General features: G+C 39.7%; 18 protein-coding genes. 9 read left to right on the top strand and 9 right to left on the bottom strand.

The annotated features are described in order from the left end of the window. Nucleotide 1: 1 nt before the first annotated feature. The 6 genes from M1F17_RS03860 (at nucleotide 2) to M1F17_RS03835 (ending at nucleotide 4,487) form a co-directional block, all read left to right on the top strand. On the top strand, nucleotides 2–1,462 hold the full coding sequence (locus M1F17_RS03860; protein ID WP_226617044.1) for an O-antigen ligase family protein: 1,461 nt from the start codon (nucleotides 2–4) through the stop codon (nucleotides 1,460–1,462). Between the two features lie 49 nt (nucleotides 1,463–1,511). After that, nucleotides 1,512–1,775: a helix-turn-helix domain-containing protein gene (locus M1F17_RS03855; RefSeq protein ID WP_004905357.1), complete on the top strand. Its 264-nt coding sequence runs from the start codon at nucleotides 1,512–1,514 to the stop codon at nucleotides 1,773–1,775. A gap of 151 nt (nucleotides 1,776–1,926) precedes the next feature. Then, entirely contained in the window at nucleotides 1,927–2,484 is a 558-nt protein-coding gene (locus tag M1F17_RS03850; RefSeq protein WP_094962168.1) for a LemA family protein, read from the top strand. A 29-nt stretch (nucleotides 2,485–2,513) separates the two neighbouring features. After that, a complete protein-coding gene (locus tag M1F17_RS03845; RefSeq protein WP_318837428.1) occupies nucleotides 2,514–3,554 on the top strand; it encodes a hypothetical protein in 1,041 nt (346 codons plus the stop codon). Nucleotide 3,555: 1 nt separating this feature from the next. Beyond that, nucleotides 3,556–4,098: a LemA family protein gene (locus M1F17_RS03840; protein WP_153673735.1), complete on the top strand. Its 543-nt coding sequence runs from the start codon at nucleotides 3,556–3,558 to the stop codon at nucleotides 4,096–4,098. Next, entirely contained in the window at nucleotides 4,095–4,487 is a 393-nt protein-coding gene (locus tag M1F17_RS03835) for a hypothetical protein (RefSeq protein WP_096864805.1), read from the top strand. Before M1F17_RS03840 ends, M1F17_RS03835 begins: the two co-directional genes overlap by 4 nt. A 290-nt stretch (nucleotides 4,488–4,777) precedes the next feature. On the opposite strand, the gene M1F17_RS03830 is transcribed toward M1F17_RS03835, so the two are convergent. From M1F17_RS03830 to M1F17_RS03820, 3 genes are read right to left on the bottom strand one after another with little or no spacing between them, the layout of a single operon-like run. Further along, nucleotides 4,778–5,959, bottom strand: a complete 1,182-nt coding sequence (locus M1F17_RS03830) for a cyanate transporter (RefSeq protein WP_096864804.1) — start codon at nucleotides 5,957–5,959, stop codon at nucleotides 4,778–4,780. After that, complete coding sequence (locus M1F17_RS03825; RefSeq protein WP_004905373.1) at nucleotides 5,956–6,423, bottom strand: nucleoside deaminase; 468 nt, start codon at nucleotides 6,421–6,423, stop codon at nucleotides 5,956–5,958. Before M1F17_RS03825 ends, M1F17_RS03830 begins: the two co-directional genes overlap by 4 nt. Then, nucleotides 6,423–7,109, bottom strand: a complete 687-nt coding sequence (locus tag M1F17_RS03820) for an ankyrin repeat domain-containing protein (RefSeq protein WP_318837244.1) — start codon at nucleotides 7,107–7,109, stop codon at nucleotides 6,423–6,425. The genes M1F17_RS03825 and M1F17_RS03820 overlap by 1 nt, the downstream gene beginning before the upstream one ends. 84 nt (nucleotides 7,110–7,193) lie before the next feature. Between M1F17_RS03820 and M1F17_RS03815 the strand changes: the two genes are divergently transcribed. After that, nucleotides 7,194–8,051: a LysR substrate-binding domain-containing protein gene (locus M1F17_RS03815; RefSeq protein WP_172766826.1), complete on the top strand. Its 858-nt coding sequence runs from the start codon at nucleotides 7,194–7,196 to the stop codon at nucleotides 8,049–8,051. Next, nucleotides 8,051–8,401: a DUF4440 domain-containing protein gene (locus tag M1F17_RS03810; protein ID WP_165879170.1), complete on the top strand. Its 351-nt coding sequence runs from the start codon at nucleotides 8,051–8,053 to the stop codon at nucleotides 8,399–8,401. The genes M1F17_RS03815 and M1F17_RS03810 overlap by 1 nt, the downstream gene beginning before the upstream one ends. 57 nt (nucleotides 8,402–8,458) lie before the next feature. On the opposite strand, the gene M1F17_RS03805 is transcribed toward M1F17_RS03810, so the two are convergent. Together M1F17_RS03805 and M1F17_RS03800 are read right to left on the bottom strand one after the other, a co-directional pair. Continuing rightward, nucleotides 8,459–9,424, bottom strand: coding sequence for an agmatinase (locus M1F17_RS03805; protein ID WP_094962160.1), 966 nt, complete (start codon nucleotides 9,422–9,424; stop codon nucleotides 8,459–8,461). A 54-nt stretch (nucleotides 9,425–9,478) separates the two neighbouring features. After that, nucleotides 9,479–10,663 carry a sodium/glutamate symporter gene (locus tag M1F17_RS03800; protein ID WP_257468751.1) on the bottom strand — a complete coding sequence of 395 codons (1,185 nt, stop codon included), beginning with the start codon at nucleotides 10,661–10,663 and terminating at the stop codon, nucleotides 9,479–9,481. Between the two features lie 317 nt (nucleotides 10,664–10,980). On the opposite strand from M1F17_RS03800, the gene M1F17_RS03795 reads away from it, so the two are divergent. Then, on the top strand, nucleotides 10,981–11,862 hold the full coding sequence (locus M1F17_RS03795; RefSeq protein WP_206277868.1) for a LysR family transcriptional regulator: 882 nt from the start codon (nucleotides 10,981–10,983) through the stop codon (nucleotides 11,860–11,862). Nucleotides 11,863–11,927: 65 nt separating this feature from the next. On the opposite strand, the gene fbaA is transcribed toward M1F17_RS03795, so the two are convergent. The 4 genes from fbaA to tkt all read right to left on the bottom strand — a co-directional run bounded on the left by fbaA (nucleotide 11,928) and on the right by tkt (nucleotide 17,646). Then, complete coding sequence (gene fbaA / locus M1F17_RS03790; protein ID WP_094962157.1) at nucleotides 11,928–13,004, bottom strand: class II fructose-bisphosphate aldolase; 1,077 nt, start codon at nucleotides 13,002–13,004, stop codon at nucleotides 11,928–11,930. A gap of 59 nt (nucleotides 13,005–13,063) precedes the next feature. Then, complete coding sequence (gene pgk / locus M1F17_RS03785; protein ID WP_004905385.1) at nucleotides 13,064–14,227, bottom strand: phosphoglycerate kinase; 1,164 nt, start codon at nucleotides 14,225–14,227, stop codon at nucleotides 13,064–13,066. 92 nt (nucleotides 14,228–14,319) lie between these two features. After that, on the bottom strand, nucleotides 14,320–15,339 hold the full coding sequence (gene epd, locus M1F17_RS03780) for an erythrose-4-phosphate dehydrogenase (protein ID WP_004905387.1): 1,020 nt from the start codon (nucleotides 15,337–15,339) through the stop codon (nucleotides 14,320–14,322). 312 nt (nucleotides 15,340–15,651) lie between these two features. Then, nucleotides 15,652–17,646, bottom strand: a complete 1,995-nt coding sequence (tkt, locus tag M1F17_RS03775) for a transketolase (protein ID WP_112307854.1) — start codon at nucleotides 17,644–17,646, stop codon at nucleotides 15,652–15,654. Nucleotides 17,647–18,176: the final 530 nt, after the last annotated feature.

Here is an 18,176-nt window from a genome sequence, read left to right as displayed (position 1 = left end):
TATGATCATAATATCCCGCTCACTATTTATTGGTATCTTTATTGTTTGGCACCTTGCTAGTCTTATTTATATTGACAGTCTAGGAAGCTTGAGACAATCATTACCACAAAACATTATTAGCTGGTTATCTATTTCCTTGACGATATCCATTATAGCATTTACAGTTTTCTATCGGAAAATTAAAATAATCATTACATTACCTGCTATTTGCTACTGTTTTTCTTTAGCTATTTTAATGATGGGGTTAATATCTCATCAGGGAGAAAATAATAATGTTGATTTTTGGTATTTTTCTGGTATTACCGTTGGCGTATTACTATATATTGCAGGGTTACAAGTGAAAAAAAAATGGTTAATACAATCATTTTGTATTTACTGTTATATCATTATTAATGTAGCTCAAGTCTTTATTACTGCATATCAATATATATTTGAAACTGATATTTTTTATCTTGCATCAGGCATGCGTTCAAATGGCTTATCACAGCAAGTTAATATATTATCGGTTAACATGGCGACTGCATGCTTATTATCTCTTATGACTCTTGTATTATCACAATTTTCGTTGTTATCTAAACGCCATGAAAAAATCAGGATTGTATTACTAGGAACATGCATTTTATTTTTCACATTAACTTTAGTCGTTCTGCAATCTGTTATTGCTTGGCTAAGCTTTACTGTTTGTGCATTTATTTTCATTTGTCTTTTTTACAAGAAAAACCCTCTACGTGTTAGTGCTAGTTATTTTATTATTGCTGTAGCAATCTTTATTGGAGTTTATTTAATAAAACTATGCCCACAGTACATTGGAACTGATGTTATGAATCAATTCCATTTAAAACAAATGCTACGTTTTTCTATTACTTTATTCTTAGAAAAACCGTATGATGCATGGGAGCAATCATTTTTATTTGAAAATAGTTATGAAAGAACAGCAATTCCTTTTTTTAGTCCTAAAATGTATATTGTTCCTCACCCACACAATGAAATACTACTCTGGCTGATGACTGGAGGACTCATTAATTTGATATTTTTATCTTTACTATTAACCGGAGGTATCTATGTCGTATTTCAATCTTTTATAAAATATAAAATTAATGGAAATGGTTATCCATTGGCAATCATTCTATCAATAATCCCTATTATTATACATAATCATGTTGAATACCCTTTTTTGCTTTCTGTATTACACTGGGGGATCGTCATATTATTTTTATCATTCTCAGATGCCGCTTTTGCATTAGAGGAACAATCCCTATTTTATATTAACAAGCAACTATCTTATCTATTCAGCTTTATTGTATTTATTATTGGATTAGGCGTATTTATTATTGGGTTATTTCTGTTTAATGGAGAGAAATCTTTTTATACTCAGGGTAATTATCGAAATGAAAACATAGCAATTAGACTATCAGATTCAATTACTTTCGAAAAAACAACGTATCAATATAAGAACACATAACTAAACCTTATTTACACTTAAGTAGTGTGATATTAATCAGGATAATATTATGAGAATATATCAAACTGAAATTTCAAATGCCTATATAGGACTACAAGTTCGTAAACGCCGTTTACAGATGGGATGGACAGCACACACTTTAGGGAAAAAGTCGGGATTAAGCCAACAGCAAATCTCCCGTTATGAACGCGGTACGCAGAATTTTACGATTCATCGGCTCTGTATATTTGCTAATGTATTGCAGTGTGACCTAGATTATTTTCTTGAACAAAATAGCTATAAGAACCTTTCTCTTGTAAATACAAATCTTTAAGCACTATTCAAAAGTAAAATCTGATCTTGTCACTCAAAAAGATCAGATTTTCTTTATTCTCACCTTACTTTCATTCTTTTCTGATTGCATAAGTGGTAAGGCTCTTATACTTTTAACCCAAATTACTTATCACGGGTTAAAAGGCATCAATATGACCATCACACTTATCGTTGTATTTGTTTTACTCTTATTGGCTATAGGTTGGGGGATCTCTATCTATAACCGCCTGATCAACACCCGTAATCAAGTCAGCAATCAATTTGCCAATATTGATGTTATTTTAAAGCAAAGAGCCGATCAGATCCCACAACTCGTTACCATTACAGAAAAGGCTATGGAACATGAGGAAAGCCTTTTTACTTCACTAAGTGATGCGCGTCAGAACTACTTTAATGCCAAAAACATGAACGATAAAATCGCAGCATCGAATGAAATGAACCGTGCACTGGGTAACCTTATTGCCATTGCAGAAAATTACCCTACTCTCATTTCTGGTGAGCAATTTACCCAATTACAAATCGCCTTAAGTGATGTTGAAAATAAATTAGCCCAACGACGTGAAGGCTTTAACGATGCAACAACAGAGTATAATACTGCAATACAAATGTTCCCTGACAGCCTAATTGCCAATGCCTTTCGTTTTTCAGCACTGCCATTACTTGATATTTCTGAAGATGAAAAAAAATATCAGGGCGTCCAGTTTAAATAATGTCAGCCTAAAGGTATTAATGCGTGAATATGTATTTTTTACTCGGAGCAGCTATTGGTGCTTTAATTTTATTTATTGATAACAAGTTCTCGATAAATAAAAAAGTAAACTGGGGGATCATTCCTTTTATCAGTGTTGCTTGTGGTATGTGGTACTCGCTCTCTCCTTCTATCGGCGACTATGGCAGTATCATTTATTACGTCGTTGTTCTCATCATCACCTTTTTTATTACCCGTAATGTTGTCAAGGCTAGTAAAGTTGGCTATCAACGTTATCAACGTTTACAAAATGAAGGCTCATCAAAGTTTAGTGCGTTTCTTAAAACCCTTATAGGTATGCTGATCGCCACTTGCCTATTTGCAGGGTTCTTTATCGACATGCGTGTATTTTTTATCGCATTTGTCTTAGCTTTTGTATTTAAAGCAATTGAAAATACGCCAACCAAGCGCTTTTTAAAATTTCAGAAAAATTTAGCCACCTCCAAAATCCGCTCAATGGCAATGGGGCTTGTGGAAATTGAAGGAAAAATCACGGCGGGCACAGCCATTAAAAGCCAACTAGGTAATAAAACCTGTTACGGCTCATTTTATTTTGAATATTCCATATCAAAAGATAAAGACGGTAAAAAAAGCTATACCTTACAAAATAGTAAATACAACATGCATAGCTTCACTCTTACGGATGATACTGGTTCGGTAAAAGTAGAGTGCGACCCAGATTATTTTGTTTACCCTGGCTTAGAACCGCATATGGATATTGAAAGCGGTAATCGCCGTTACAAAGAATATTTACTTGAAGCAAACCGCGGTTATTTATTAATTGGTACAGCAGATGCCAATGAAAAAGGCGAATCGATTATTATACGTAAGGCACCTCATATGCTATTAGGCGTCTCCCCCTCAGACTATGTCGTTCGTTGGAACAAAACAGGTCCATTACGTCGAAATTTAGCTATTACCACCATAATTGCACTTTTTCTGATTGGTGTGATTTTAGTTACGCCGATGGATTATCAAAACGGGCAGCTAAATATGCATTTCGACCAGATCTCATTATTCGGTGATAACTAACATGGAAAAGCTGATTTTTTTCATTATTATCGCTGTTATTAGCTATATTTTTATACGCTATATAATTAATATTTATAACAATATTGTATTCTTAAAAAACAATTGCCATAAAGCATTTGCGAATATAGATGTGCTATTAAAGAAGCAAGTTGAATTAGTTCCTGTATTAACTCAAGTTGCAGATAAAGCGATGGCACATGAAAAACAGCTATTTAAGGAGTTGATTGCCAGCCGTCAGCACTATTTATCCAGTACTGCAATTGAAACCAAAGTCGATACTGCAAACCAATTTCCAGCAAAAATAAAGCCGCTGATTGCTATCGCTGAAAACTATCCAACGCTGATAAGTAAAGGGGTGTTACTGGAATTGCAAACCCAAGTAAAACATATTGAAGACCAAATTGCAGACCGACGTGAGTTTTTCAACCAAACCGTCACACTCTACAATACGGATATTCATGTTTTCCCCAATGTTATTTTTGCCAGGTTATTTCGTTTTAAAGATATCCCCCTACTATTTAGTAAACAGGAGCGCTTACAATGATAAGTATCCCTTTTTCTTGGTTTGGTTTCACGGATTGGCTTATTGAGCAAGAGGCAGGGCTTATCATTATGTTTGCAACATTTGGTACGCTACTGTTAACTTTTGTCGTGCTTACCACCCTCAATATATTCGGGTTAAAAAAGTACTCGCTCTATATTGCTGGCGCGTTATTGTGCTCCATTTTCATAAGCATGATGGTCATGATCCCACTATTACTACTTTTCAGTATTGAAAACTCAATTAAGTTGCAACTTGTTTGGGTGGTGATTGTTGCCAGTTGCTTAATTTCATTTTTAAGCAACCGACATTATTTAGATATCTACTTCAATTCCATTGAAAAGAAAGCGAATAAAGAAGTCAAAAAACAAAATAAGAAACGTAAAAAATAGCACTTACTCTATTTATGTTAAACTTGCTCTGCTTCTAATCTTTTCACATAACGGTAATGTGAGAATGTCATTAGCAACGCTATAAAGGCAATTAACGCCCCCAATATAAAACCGCCAGAATAAACTCACCAGCAGAGTGCTCTTCACGGGCTGAATGCGCTTGTGTGAATTTATCTTCGATACGCTGCTGCATAGGGCTCTTACCTAGACGAATAAATAAACAGTGATAGTGACAAAAAAACACCAAGATAACAATGATTATCATTCGCAATAAATAAAGAGAAAATTAATTATTTTAAATTGAAGATTTGACTGTAGCTTTTAGGGTTCAAACGCAAATAAAGAATCAATGTTACTAATACAAAAATCACATGCATTGCCCATACCCATGTAAAACTTTGGCTCAATTGCTGTATCCACGCGGCGCATAATGGCCCAAAGGCTGCAATAATAAATCCTCCAGCCTGCATCAACGAAGTCAATGCGCCTGCGCTAACGGGATGAGGCAAATGATCTAAAGCTGTAATAATACTTAATGCAAAGCAGCCGCCTAGCCCCATACCTAATAACGCGACCCATAAAAGTGGCACATCGCTGGCAAACAGCATCAACCCAGAAAAACCAAGAGCTTGGCAACTGAGCGTGACAATCAGCCAAAAACGACGATCAATATTATGCGAAGCAAACACGGGGATCATGAGTGCAGATAACGCCTGAAACACCGTTAATATGGCAACAAAAGTGCCACTTTGTGCAGCACTCATTCCCTGTTCTTGGAAAAAAGGCGCTAGCCAAGTCACTACAGTGCCATAACCCGCATTAATCAGCCCAAAACCTGCCATCAACAACCATGCTCTCGGTCTTCGTAAGAACGTCAACACTGAGACCTGCTCTGCTTTTGAGCCCCGCTCCGTGTGTACATTCGCCCAAATAGCCAACAGCGCCAACAAAGCAGGGAAAGCAAGCCATGCTAAGGCACTCTGCCAATGGCCTGTCATTTCTTCAACCAAAGGCGTGATCTGTGCGCCAATAGCTCCCCCTGCCATTAACGTGGCTGAATATAATCCTGTCATCATCGCCATTTTTTGGGGGAAATTCGCTTTGATGAGCCCAGGAAATACCGACTGGATATAAGCCGCACCCACTCCACATAAAAAAGCGGTTAATAATAAAGCTGCACCATCAACCACAAAGTAACGAGCGAGTGAACCGACCAGCAGTAATAGCATTGCGCTACTGATACCCGCACGTTCACCTATTCGTTGGTTTAGCATTGGTACAACCAATGCGCCAACCCCCATCAATAACATGGGTAACAATGTTAAAAGCGAAATGCTTTGATAACTCATCCCTGTCGTTTGAATGATATTGTCGATAACAGGCCCTGGGCCCGTCATAAAGGGGCGTAAGTTCACCCCGACTAAAACAATGGTCAGTACTAACGCCAGCGAAGATGGTGCCGCTTTACTCATTTAGATTGCCGTTCCCACCACTGTTGGTACAGTGTACTGCGCGTTTCATCATTGGGTTTTAGTTGCTCAAACCGTAAACCTGATTGCTGCTCAGGAATGACCCTCAGCGCTTTTGCAATCGCATCCGTAGAAAGCCCAAAAGGTGCGGCATCATCGTTTGAATAGGCGTAGACAACCCGAGAGATGCCTGCCATTCGTATGGCTGCAAGGCACATGGGGCAAGGCTGCCCACTTGCATAAACCACACAGTCATCTAATTTCACGCGGCTTAATTTTTGCCCTGCTTGACGCAATGCCATCAGCTCCGCATGGGCGGTTGGATCATTGAGCTCAAGCATTTGATTAACGCCACTCGCAACAACCTGCCCATCACAGACAACAATTGCGCCAAAAGGCCGCCCGCCAGCTCGCACGTTTTCCATTGCTAAGTTGATAGCTTGTTGTAAAAATTGCGTATCCGACATTATTTCGCTCCTGAATTCTCAAGAATTTCAATCAAGTTACGGTAACCTTTACTTTTTGCCAACGTCAGCGGTGATATCCCCGAACCATCAGATAAGTTAACATCTGCGCCACCTTTGATTAATTCAGTGACAATTTGTGCATACTTATCGCTACCATCACCCAAAATAATCGCTTCAATTAGTGCCGTCCAACCCAATCGATTAACATGATTGACATCAACACCCGCATCAATCAAGGTTTTAACCGTTGCAACATGTCCACGTTCTGCCGCAGGGATCAAAGCAGTTCCCCCGTAGCGATTGGTACTTTTTAAATCAGCGCCATGTTGTAGAGTCAATATTAGTATCTCTTGCAAACCACGCGCCCCTGCGTACAAATAAGGGGAATCTTGCATATTATCCCGTGCATTAACGTCCGCACCTTGCTCAATCAAAAAACGGGCAACTTCAAGATGGTTTTCATGGGTTGCCGCCATCAACGCAGTACGTTGGCGTGAATCGCGCTGTTCAATATCCACACCTTGCTCAACTAAGGACTTAACACCTTGTAAGTTACCTTGCTCAGCCAATGATACCAAAGAGTTAGCTTGTGGGTTTGCCATACCTTTCCCCATAAATATCAATGAAATCATAAGAATGCTAGCTAAGTGAACCAACCATTTTGCACGTAAAAAGAATGTTTTCATGATTAATCTCCCCTATGACCCTTTAATCTACTGAAAAAGTATGCTATTTAAAAATTAAATAACTAAATGACTGGTATTTATAAAATGAATCCATTGCTCAATCTTGTTTTGTTAAAAACCTTTGTCACTGTTGCTGAAACAGGGAATTTCACCGTGGCTTCACAGCATTTAAATTCAACACAATCAACATTGAGCCAGCAAATTCAACGGCTAGAAGCTTTAGTCGGTCAGCCTTTATTTGTCCGAGGGCACCGCATACTAACCTTAACCGAAACTGGTGAAGTTTTGTTGAGTTATGCAAAAAATATATTGGCGCTCAATGATACCTTCTTTATGAAAATCACTGGCAATGCCGTCATTCAAACTATTCGGCTCGGTTTTCCTGAAGACCTCGCTTCTGGCCAAGTCACGCCGACACTGGCCGCATTTATGCAAGCTAACCCCAATCTGCGGTTAGAAGTCACGAGTGGCCTAAGCCGACAACTTCATCAGCGCTACCAACATGGCGAATTAGATTTAATTATTGTGAAACAGAAAAAAGGGGAATTTAAAAGTGATTACCATTGGCCGGAGCCTTTGTGCTGGCTAACAAGCAACCAATATAAACGTTTAAGTAATGATTCAGTACCTTTGGTGGTTTTTCCTGAAAACGGTCTCTACCGTAATGATATGTTCAAATTATTAGATAGTGAACAGCGCCCTTGGCACATAACTTATACTTGTTCTAGCCTTGCAGGTATTCAAAGTGCTATCGCAGATGGGTTAGGTGTTAGTTTATTACCTTTACGAGCAAAACTTCCTCAACATCGAATTTTAACAGAAGAAGAAGGTTTCCCTGCTGCTCAAGAAATGGAAATTGCGATGCATTTCCAAGCAAATACTTCGGATACGGTGACTCAACTCGCTGAGAAACTGGCACAACAATTGGGGGCACGCGAGTGATGAATAAACTGATTGAATTAGAAAAAAAATTACATAACAGTACTAACCGACAGAATAGCGATTTTCTTCGCGAGATATTACATGAGGATTTTTTTGAATTTGGTCGTTCTGGCTTTTCAACCGATAAACTCGATACCTTAGCGTCATTGGCTAATGAAACAGCTAAAACGATTTACGCCGAAAATTTCCACTGTTCGCAATTGAGTGATAATACGGTGTTGATGACTTATATCAGTTTTGAACAGCAAGATGGGGATAAAACCAAGCTAACTAACCGCTCATCTATTTGGCTAAAAAATTCAGCAAACCAATGGCAATTAAGGTTTCATCAAGGGACACCTGCAAATTAACAATAAAGTGGAAATGTATCTCCCACTTTATTGTTAGCACAACATTAATTGGCTGCGTTATTTCTTATTAAAATAGCCTGCGCGAATGGATGCTCCAATTAAATTCACAACAAAACGCCCAGCAGTCACCCCAGTTAGCTTAGAGGGAATATCTTTTGCGGGTGTAATTTCAACGATATCCATACCAACAACGCGACCTTTTTTCACTAAACCGTGAATTAGGCTACGAGCTTGCAAATAAGTCACCCCACCAGGAGCCGGGCCATCAACTCCAGGCATGATACTCGGGTCAATACCATCGGCATCAATACTAATATAGTAGTTCGAATTATCTGGAATGCGGTCTAAAATGGCTTGCATGCCAACCTCATGCAGTTCATAGGCCGGAATAACATGCGCACCATGGTCTTTAGCCGCTTGGTAATCCGCAGGGCGTCCGCTACCTTGTGCACGTAAACCAATTTGGAAAATTTCACCTATATGCTTCATTTCAGAAGCGCGGCGGATCGGGCTTGAAAGGCCGGTATCCACCCCATTAACCTCTTCACGCCAATCTAAATGTGCATCAATATGCACAAGTGTAATTGGCCCTACTTCATCAAATCCCTGCAAAATAGGCGTTGTGATCCCATGATCGCCCCCTAAAACAATGGGAAGTGCTTTAGCTCTTAATAACTGTCGAATTGCCTCAGCTGCACGCTGATGGTGCTCCCCCAAAGGCTTTGATAAATCAGGAATAACATCACCACAGTCAACAAATTTAATATCTTTACGGCCTTGGAGTAGTGGCCCATCAATATCAAAATCATAATGATCTGGATGCCTAACAATTCGGTCACTCATATCACGTAAATATTGTGGAGCACGAGATTGGTCGTTGGTAAATGCATGAGCACTATAAGCTGAACTAAATGGCATCCCTAGTATGGCAATATCCGCTTCAATGTTGGTCAATTCAGTCACTAATTCTGAATATAAAAATGTTTTATGGCCAACATGTGGGGGTGTCGTTAATTTTTTCATACAAACTATTCCTTCTTAGATTTAGTTTTCTTTCTTTTGTTGTTTTTTTATTTCTTAGCCACCAAATGTGTTAGCTAGGAATACAAATAGAGGGACACCAACAATATCCGTTAATACTGTTCCGGCGATTGGTATAATAATGAATGCCTTTCGTGAGAATAAACCATATTTATTACAAATAGCGTCCATAACCACTAAGCCATTTGGTGTTGCACCTAAACCATGTCCAATAAAACCAGCGGACATAACAGCAGCATCATAGTTTTTACCTAATGCGCGATAAACAACAAATATGGCAACTAATATTGTTGTAATAACTTGTGATATTAATATGATAGTTAGAGGTAACGCTAACTCATATAATTCCCAAAGTTTTAACTTCATCATAGCCATCACTAAAAACATTTCTAGTGATAAAGTAGAAATTAATACTACTGTATTGCGAGATATTTTAATTATTGGTTTTCTTTCATTGATTGAATGAAATATAACACCAACAAACAAACTAAAAATATGTCCAGGAATAGTAAACCCTGTTACTGTACTTATCCATTTTGCTGTCGGCATTCCGATAGCGAGTATACTTAAAATAACTGCTCCTGTAATAATACATTGTTGAGCCGTAATTTTATCTTCGGTATCGTTACTTTCCGCTAAATTGTCCAAATCAACATGGTCAGTTTCAATTTTTAATTTATTTCTTTGGATCAACCAGTTCCCAACAGGCCCTCCTAGAATTGACCCTGCAATCAAACCAAAAGTCGAAGCCGCTAACCCAACATTCAGGGCTTGGTCGTGACCAAAGGACTCAATCAGCGGTGCTAAAGATGCCGCCATACCATGACCACCTTGCATCGAGGCTTGGCCTGCCATCATAGCAACTAGTGGCTCAATATCTAAAACATATGATAAACCAATGCTGACGCCATTTTGCATAAATGCCAGCCCCCAGCAAATCACCATATAAATTAGCAATATTTTTCCACCACTCACTAATAATTTAACACCTGTCATTAAACCTATTGTGACGAAAAATATATACATCGATAAGTCATATAATGTGTTATCAAAATTAAGCTCAACAATATTAAATTGATAAGCTAACCACATTACAATAGAAAACATAAACCCGCCGATCACCGGACTAGGAATTGAATATTTCATAAAAAATGGAAATTTCTTTATGATTACATTACTAGCAATTAATAATAAGGCCCCTAATGCTGTAAATGTAATCATATCTAATTTTATTGTTAACAATTCATCTGTGACCATAAATTAGAATCCTTTTGTATTTATATATATTTGGATTAATTATTATTTTGTGGCGCCACTTTGGTAACAATCTATTAACAACTACAACTTTAAGATATACGTATCCGCTAGGAATAAAAGTGATATTTTTGATCCTATGGTTTCATAAAATTAAACCTTTTATATAAATAAAAACAATTTTAATAATTAAAATAAAATAGTATTAATTATGCTATTTGTATCCCAATAAAAAATAAGATAGATTAGCATTTAGTGATTGATTTCACGTAATAGGTATAAATATGCATAATAAAAAATTAACTGAAAAAGACTTAAAATCATTACGTGTTTTTACTTCCGTTGCAGAAGCTGGTGGCTTTACCATTGCAGAAAAAAAACTAAATATGTCAAAAGCATCAATAAGCCGCCATATCCGTGAAATTGAAGAAAAACTCGGTGTCCAATTGTGTGAAAGAGGCCCTTCTGGTTTTAAGCTAACTGAGTCAGGTTTATTTGTTATCGAAAAAGCCAATACTGCTTTGAAAGCATTAGATAATATCAAAACTGAAGTCGATGAACGCCATGGGATTTTATCTGGAACATTAGTTATTGGTGTTATTGAACATATATTAACGGATCCACTCTGTCATCTATCAGCCACTATTGCTCAATTTACCCAAGAGGCGCCTAATGTTAAATTAGAGCTAAGCATCCTCAACCATAATCAATTAAATAAAGCGCTTAGTGACAGAACAATTCAAATCGGTATTCGCGGGCAATATCACGAAAATAACCGTTATAATTATCAATTCTTATTTATAGAAAACCATAAACTTTATGTTTCTGCCAATACCGCCAACAACAAACATAATCTAGCATTAGTTTATCGGCCACACCCATTCACTGAAAGTATTTTAGCATCGGGTGAATTTAGCCGAGGCCCTGAAGCCGCTGGCCTTGAGGCTGTAGCTACCTTTATCGCTTCAGGCCACTATGTGGGTATTTTACCGGAAAACTATGCCTCACATATTAATTTCCGCCATTCACTCATAGAAATGAGCGACTCCCCTGTCTTTCATAACCACATATGTGCAATCACCGAGGCGAGTAAACCGCTAACACAAAGTGAAGCGCTGTTTTTAAAACTACTTTCACAATTAAGTAAAGCACCAGTATCTACATGATCAAAAAATCCCCCAGCAAGTTACCTTACTAGGGGATTAATCACAAAAAACTTAATGCGCGTTAATTACAGTACATCAACACAGTTCAGTTCTTTGAATGCTTGTTCTAAACGAACAACCATTGAATCTTGTGCTTTACGCAGCCACACACGTGGGTCATAGTATTTTTTGTTAGGTTTATCCGCACCTTCTGGGTTACCTAACTGACCTTGCAGATAGCCTTCGTTCTTTTTGTAGTACTGTAAAATACCATCCCAAGTTGCCCACTGAGTATCAGTATCGATGTTCATTTTGATAACACCGTAGCTAACTGCTTCTTTGATTTCAGCAGCACTTGAGCCAGAACCACCGTGGAATACGAAGTCTAAGCTGTTGTGTGGCAGGTTATATTTTTCTGAAACGTAGTCTTGTGAATTACGCAGGATTTTTGGCGTTAACTGAACGTTACCTGGTTTATAAACACCGTGAACGTTACCGAAAGAAGCCGCGATAGTGAAACGCGGGCTTACTGCATTCAGTTTTTCGTATGCATATGCAACATCTTCTGGTTGAGTATACAGCTCAGAACTGTCCATACCTGTGTTATCAACACCGTCTTCTTCACCACCAGTACAGCCTAGTTCGATTTCCAGAGTCATATCGATTTTAGCCATACGCGCTAAATATTTAGCACAGATTTCGATGTTTTCTTCCAGTGTTTCTTCTGACAGGTCAATCATGTGAGAAGAGAACAGTGGTTTACCGGTTTTTGCGTAGTGTTTTTCACCTGCATCTAACAGACCATCGATCCATGGCAGTAATTTCTTCGCACAGTGGTCAGTATGCAGAATAACAGGAACACCATAGTGCTCAGCCATTTGGTGTACATGATAAGCACCAGAGATCGCACCTAAAATTGCAGCTTGTTGGCCTTCAGCTTTCAGGCCTTTACCTGCGATAAATGCAGCACCGCCATTAGAAAACTGAACAATAACTGGAGCACGAACTTTAGCGGCCGCTTCAAGTACGGCGTTAATTGAATCCGTACCAACACAGTTCACCGCTGGCAATGCAAAGTTATTTTCTTTAGCAACTGCGAAAACTTTCTGTACATCATCACCAGTAAGAACACCCGGTTTAACAAAATCAAAAATTTTAGACATGTGAAAAGGTCCTGTGGTAAACAGGCAGCCTACGCTGCCTGTTGTGTATGAACAATTAATTACGCTTTAGCACGTTCTTCTAGCATCACAACGGCAGGGAGCTTTTTGCCTTCAACGAACTCAAGGAAAGCACCGCCACCAGTAGAGATATATGAAATTTTGTCAGCAATGTCGAATAAATCGATAGCCGCTAGGGTGTCACCACCACCAGCGATAGAGAATGCGTCGCTATCAGCAATCGCTTTTGCAACGATCTCAGTACCTTTACGGAAGTTAGGGAACTCAAACACGCCTACTGGGCCATTCCAAAGAATGGTTTTGGCATTTTTCAGGATCTCAGCCAAACGCTGTGCAGATTCGTCACCTAAATCCAGAATTTGTTCGTCGTCTTTAATTTCAGTGCTTGCTTTCAGAGTTGCAGGTGCAGTTTCGGAGAACTCAGTTGCAACGCGAACATCAGTCGGTACTGGAATTTGGCAGTTTGCCAGTAATTTTTTCGCTTCAGGGATTAAGTCTGCTTCATATAATGAGCGACCAACATTGTTACCTTCCGCTGCGATAAAGGTATTCGCAATACCGCCACCAACAATTAACTGGTCTGCAATTTTAGATAGAGAATCTAATACAGTCAGTTTAGTTGACACTTTAGAACCACCAACAATCGCAACCATTGGGCGAGCTGGGTTATCTAATGCTTTACCTAATGCTTCTAACTCACCACTCAGTAGTGGGCCAGCACAAGCCACTGGAGAGAATTTAGCAACACCATGTGTTGACGCTTGTGCACGGTGAGCCGTACCAAACGCATCCATCACATAAACATCACACAATGCCGCATATTGTTTTGACAGCGTTTCGTCGTCTTTTTTCTCGCCTTTATTAAAGCGAACGTTTTCCAGCACAACTAACTCGCCAGCTTCGATATCAACACCGTTAAGGTAGTCTTTAACTAAACGGACTGGGTAATCCATTTTATCGGCCAGATAGTCAACAACAGGTTGCAGTGAAAACTCTTCGTTGTACTCGCCTTCGGTCGGGCGACCAAGGTGAGAAGTGACCATGACTTTAGCGCCTTGTTTCAGAGCAGCTTCAATTGTTGGTAATGAAGCACGAATACGCGCATCAGAAGTAACTTTGCCATCTTTTACAGGAACGTTTAAGTCAGAACGGATGAATACGCGTTTACCCGCTAAGTCTAAATCGGTCATCTTAATTACAGACATGGTGAATCCTCTCGTTGATTCTCTATAAAGTTTCCATCAGCGACTGTGCAAAACAATAAAGTTATCATGCCCTGCTGTCTGTCAGTCGCCAATTAGTTTAAACCTGTCGCTGCCATTGCTAATGTTGTATCTAGCATCCGGTTAGCAAACCCCCATTCGTTATCACACCAAACCAGGGTTTTAATTAAATGCTTACCACTGACTCGCGTTTGTGTACCATCAATAATAGCACTGTGTGGATCATGATTGAAATCCATCGAGACTAGCGGTAATTCTGTGTAGTCCACTATACCACGAAAATGCCCTTGTGCAGCGCTTCGCAGTAGTTGGTTGACTTTTTCAACACAAACATCGTCATGTACGGTAACACTCAAATCAATCGCTGTCACATTCGTCGTCGGTACACGAACAGAAATGGCTTCAAAGTGGTCTTTAAATTTCGGAAAAATTCGTGTAATTCCTGCGGCTAATTTGGTATCAACAGGAATGATAGACTGACTCGCTGCGCGAGTTCTGCGTAAATCTTTATGATAGGCATCGATAACGGGTTGGTCATTCATTGACGCGTGAATCGTCGTCACTGTCCCCGATTCAATCGAAAATGCCTCATCAAGTAATTTAATAATTGGAATAATACAATTGGTGGTACAAGAAGCATTGGAAACAATCTTGTCTTGAGCGGTTAGGCTTTCATGGTTAACACCATAAACGATAGTGGCATCAAGGTCGTCAGTACCCGGGTGAGAAAATAACACTTTTTTCGCCCCTGCCGCTAAATGCAGTAACCCATCATCCCGTGAGCCATAAGCCCCACTGCAATCTAAAACGACATCAATACCCAGCTCTTTCCAAGGCAACTCATGCAGCTCACGTTGATGAAATAAACGAATATTATCATCACCAACTTGTAAAAGTGTTCCGTTAAGCCGTACATCCCAAGCAAAACGCCCATGGCTGGAATCATACTTCAGCAAATGCGCAATACCTTCAGGTTCAGCAAGTTCGTTAACCGCCACCACGATAATCTCTGCCCGACGGCCAGATTCATACAACGCTCTTAGAACACTTCGACCAATGCGGCCAAAGCCGTTTATTGCTACCCTGATTGCCATTCTACACCTTGTATCTGAGCAAAATCACACGGTTGCTAAGGATAACTGACTCACACCAACTCTACTGCTCATTTTAGCTGTCAAACATCAAAAGTGTGCTTCAACCGACATTTTTAAAAAATATTTTCATTCAGCAACACACAACTGAAACGGTTCAGCTTATCTAAGGTTAGATTAAGGGATATATTTACAGAACGCAATAGAAAATCCTATATTGGTGCACAAAAAAACAACGCCTAGCTTATCACTAGGCGTTGTTCAGCAAGATAATTAGAAATGAGAACCAAAATTCGGGGCTCATTCCTTCTTATTTTATTTCAGTAAAGATTTTGCAGCTTCAACCGCTTTCTCTACTGTAATACCGAATTCTTTAAACAGAACTTCGGCTGGAGCAGATTCACCAAAGGTATGCATACCGATGATGGCACCGTTTAAACCAGTGTACTTGAACCAGTAATCTGCAATACCCGCTTCGATAGCAACACGTGCTGTCACATTGGCAGGTAAAACAGCTTCGCGGTATGCCGCATCTTGTTTATCAAATGCATCGGTTGATGGCATAGAAACAACACGGACCTTACGGCCTTCTGATGTTAATTGCTCAGCCGCTTTAACGGCCAGTTCCACTTCAGAACCTGTCGCAATAAAGATTAACTCAGGCGTGCCTGCGCAATCTTTCAGAATGTAAGCCCCTTTCTCAATATTGGCTAATTGCTCAGCAGTACGAGGTTGTTGCTCTAAATTTTGACGAGAGAAGATTAATGCGCTTGGGCCATCTTTACGTTCGATAGCATATTTCCACGCCACAGCAGATTCAACTTGGTCACAAGGGCGCCATGTGCTGACATTTGGTGTCACACGCAGACTTGCCAGTTGCTCAACCGGTTGGTGAGTTGGGCCATCTTCACCCAGACCAATAGAGTCGTGAGTATAAACAAAGATGCTACGCACTTTCATCAGTGCTGCCATACGAACCGCATTACGTGCGTATTCAACGAACATCAGGAATGTCGCACCGTAAGGAATGAAACCACCATGTAACGCGATACCGTTCATGATAGCTGACATACCAAATTCACGAACACCGTAGTGAATGTAGTTGCCCGCTGGGTCTACGTTCAGTGCTTTGGAGCCTGACCACATGGTTAAGTTACTTGGCGCTAAGTCCGCAGAACCGCCCATAAATTCAGGTAATACTTTACCAAATGCTTCTAATGCATTTTGTGATGCTTTACGGCTTGCGATATTTGCTGGGTTTTGTTGCAGATTTTCAACAAATTGTTTTGCATCCGCGTCAAAGTTAGCAGGTAATTCACCATTCATACGACGAGTGAATTCCGCAGCTAGTTCAGGGAATTGCGCTGCATACGCGGCGAATTTTTTATCCCATGCGCTTTGTTTTTCTTTACCTGCAGTACGAGCATCCCAAGCTTCATAGATATCTTTAGGAATTTCGAATGGGCCGTAGCTCCACCCCAGAGCTTCACGAGTTGCTGCAATTTCAGCATCACCTAAAGGCGCACCGTGAACAGACTCAGAACCCGCTTTGTTTGGTGAACCAAAACCAATAATAGTTTTACACATAATCAGTGTTGGTTTATCAGTTTGGCTTTTCGCTTCATTCACTGCCGCGTTGATCTGTGATGCATCATGGCCGTCGATATCACGGATAACATGCCAACCGTAAGATTCGAAACGTGCAGCGGTATCGTCAGTAAACCAACCTTCAACTTCACCATCAATAGAGATACCGTTGTCATCATAGAATGCGATCAGTTTATTTAATTTCAGTGTACCCGCTAAAGAACACGCTTCGTGCGAGATACCTTCCATCATACAACCATCACCCATGAACACATAAGTGTGGTGGTCAACAACGTTATGGTTAGGGCGGTTAAATTGCGCTGCTAATGTACGTTCTGCAATCGCAAAACCCACTGCATTTGCAATGCCTTGACCTAAAGGACCGGTTGTTGTTTCAACACCTGGAGTATAGCCATATTCTGGGTGGCCCGGTGTTTTAGAGTGTAATTGGCGGAAATTTTTTAACTCTTCAATAGATAAGTCATAACCAGTGAGGTGCAGTAAGCTATAAATCAACATTGAGCCATGGCCGTTTGACAGTACAAAACGGTCACGATCTGCCCAGTGTGGGTCAGCTGGGTTATGATTCATATGGTCACGCCACAGTACTTCAGCAATATCAGCCATGCCCATTGGCGCGCCAGGATGCCCTGATTTTGCTTTTTGAACCGCATCCATACTTAGAAAGCGGATAGCATTAGCAAGGGTTTTACGAGTCGTCATCAGTATACTCCAGGTAGGATAAAAACGTACTTAAACCAATTTTTACAACGCAATACGGATAGTGCTACTTTAATTTCGCTGTAACATGAAAACATCAATTTAGCGATGTATCCCATATGTTCCCTACTTTAAGGAGCCATAGCACATCGACAACAAATTGAGCATTTCACGAATAGAGCGATTGAAAGTAACCCAATTCTACCCATACCGCAATATTTGCTATGTTCATGGCAGCAGATCGCTAATAAATTGAACTGCCGCAAAGCTGAATCCATTCCATTGCGCAAAATATCCCTTAATGCTTACATTTTTGCGCAAGTGACTAACCTTATTAAACCTGAGTTCAGTGTCTGGGATCAAGGTGATTTATGCATCTAGCGCATTTAGCTGCCACATTAGTGATAATTGGCAAAGTTTTAGACAAAAAAAAGCCTCAATATGCCCGAATATTTTTGTTTAGATTAAGTCAAATACCCAACCCTTCCAATGATTAGAAATAAATAGAAGTAACATGAATTGAAAAAACAGTA

Source organism: Providencia sp. PROV073, assembly GCF_033688125.1.
Classification (GTDB): domain Bacteria; phylum Pseudomonadota; class Gammaproteobacteria; order Enterobacterales; family Enterobacteriaceae; genus Providencia; species Providencia hangzhouensis.
This window is presented reverse-complemented; position numbering and strand designations above follow the sequence as displayed.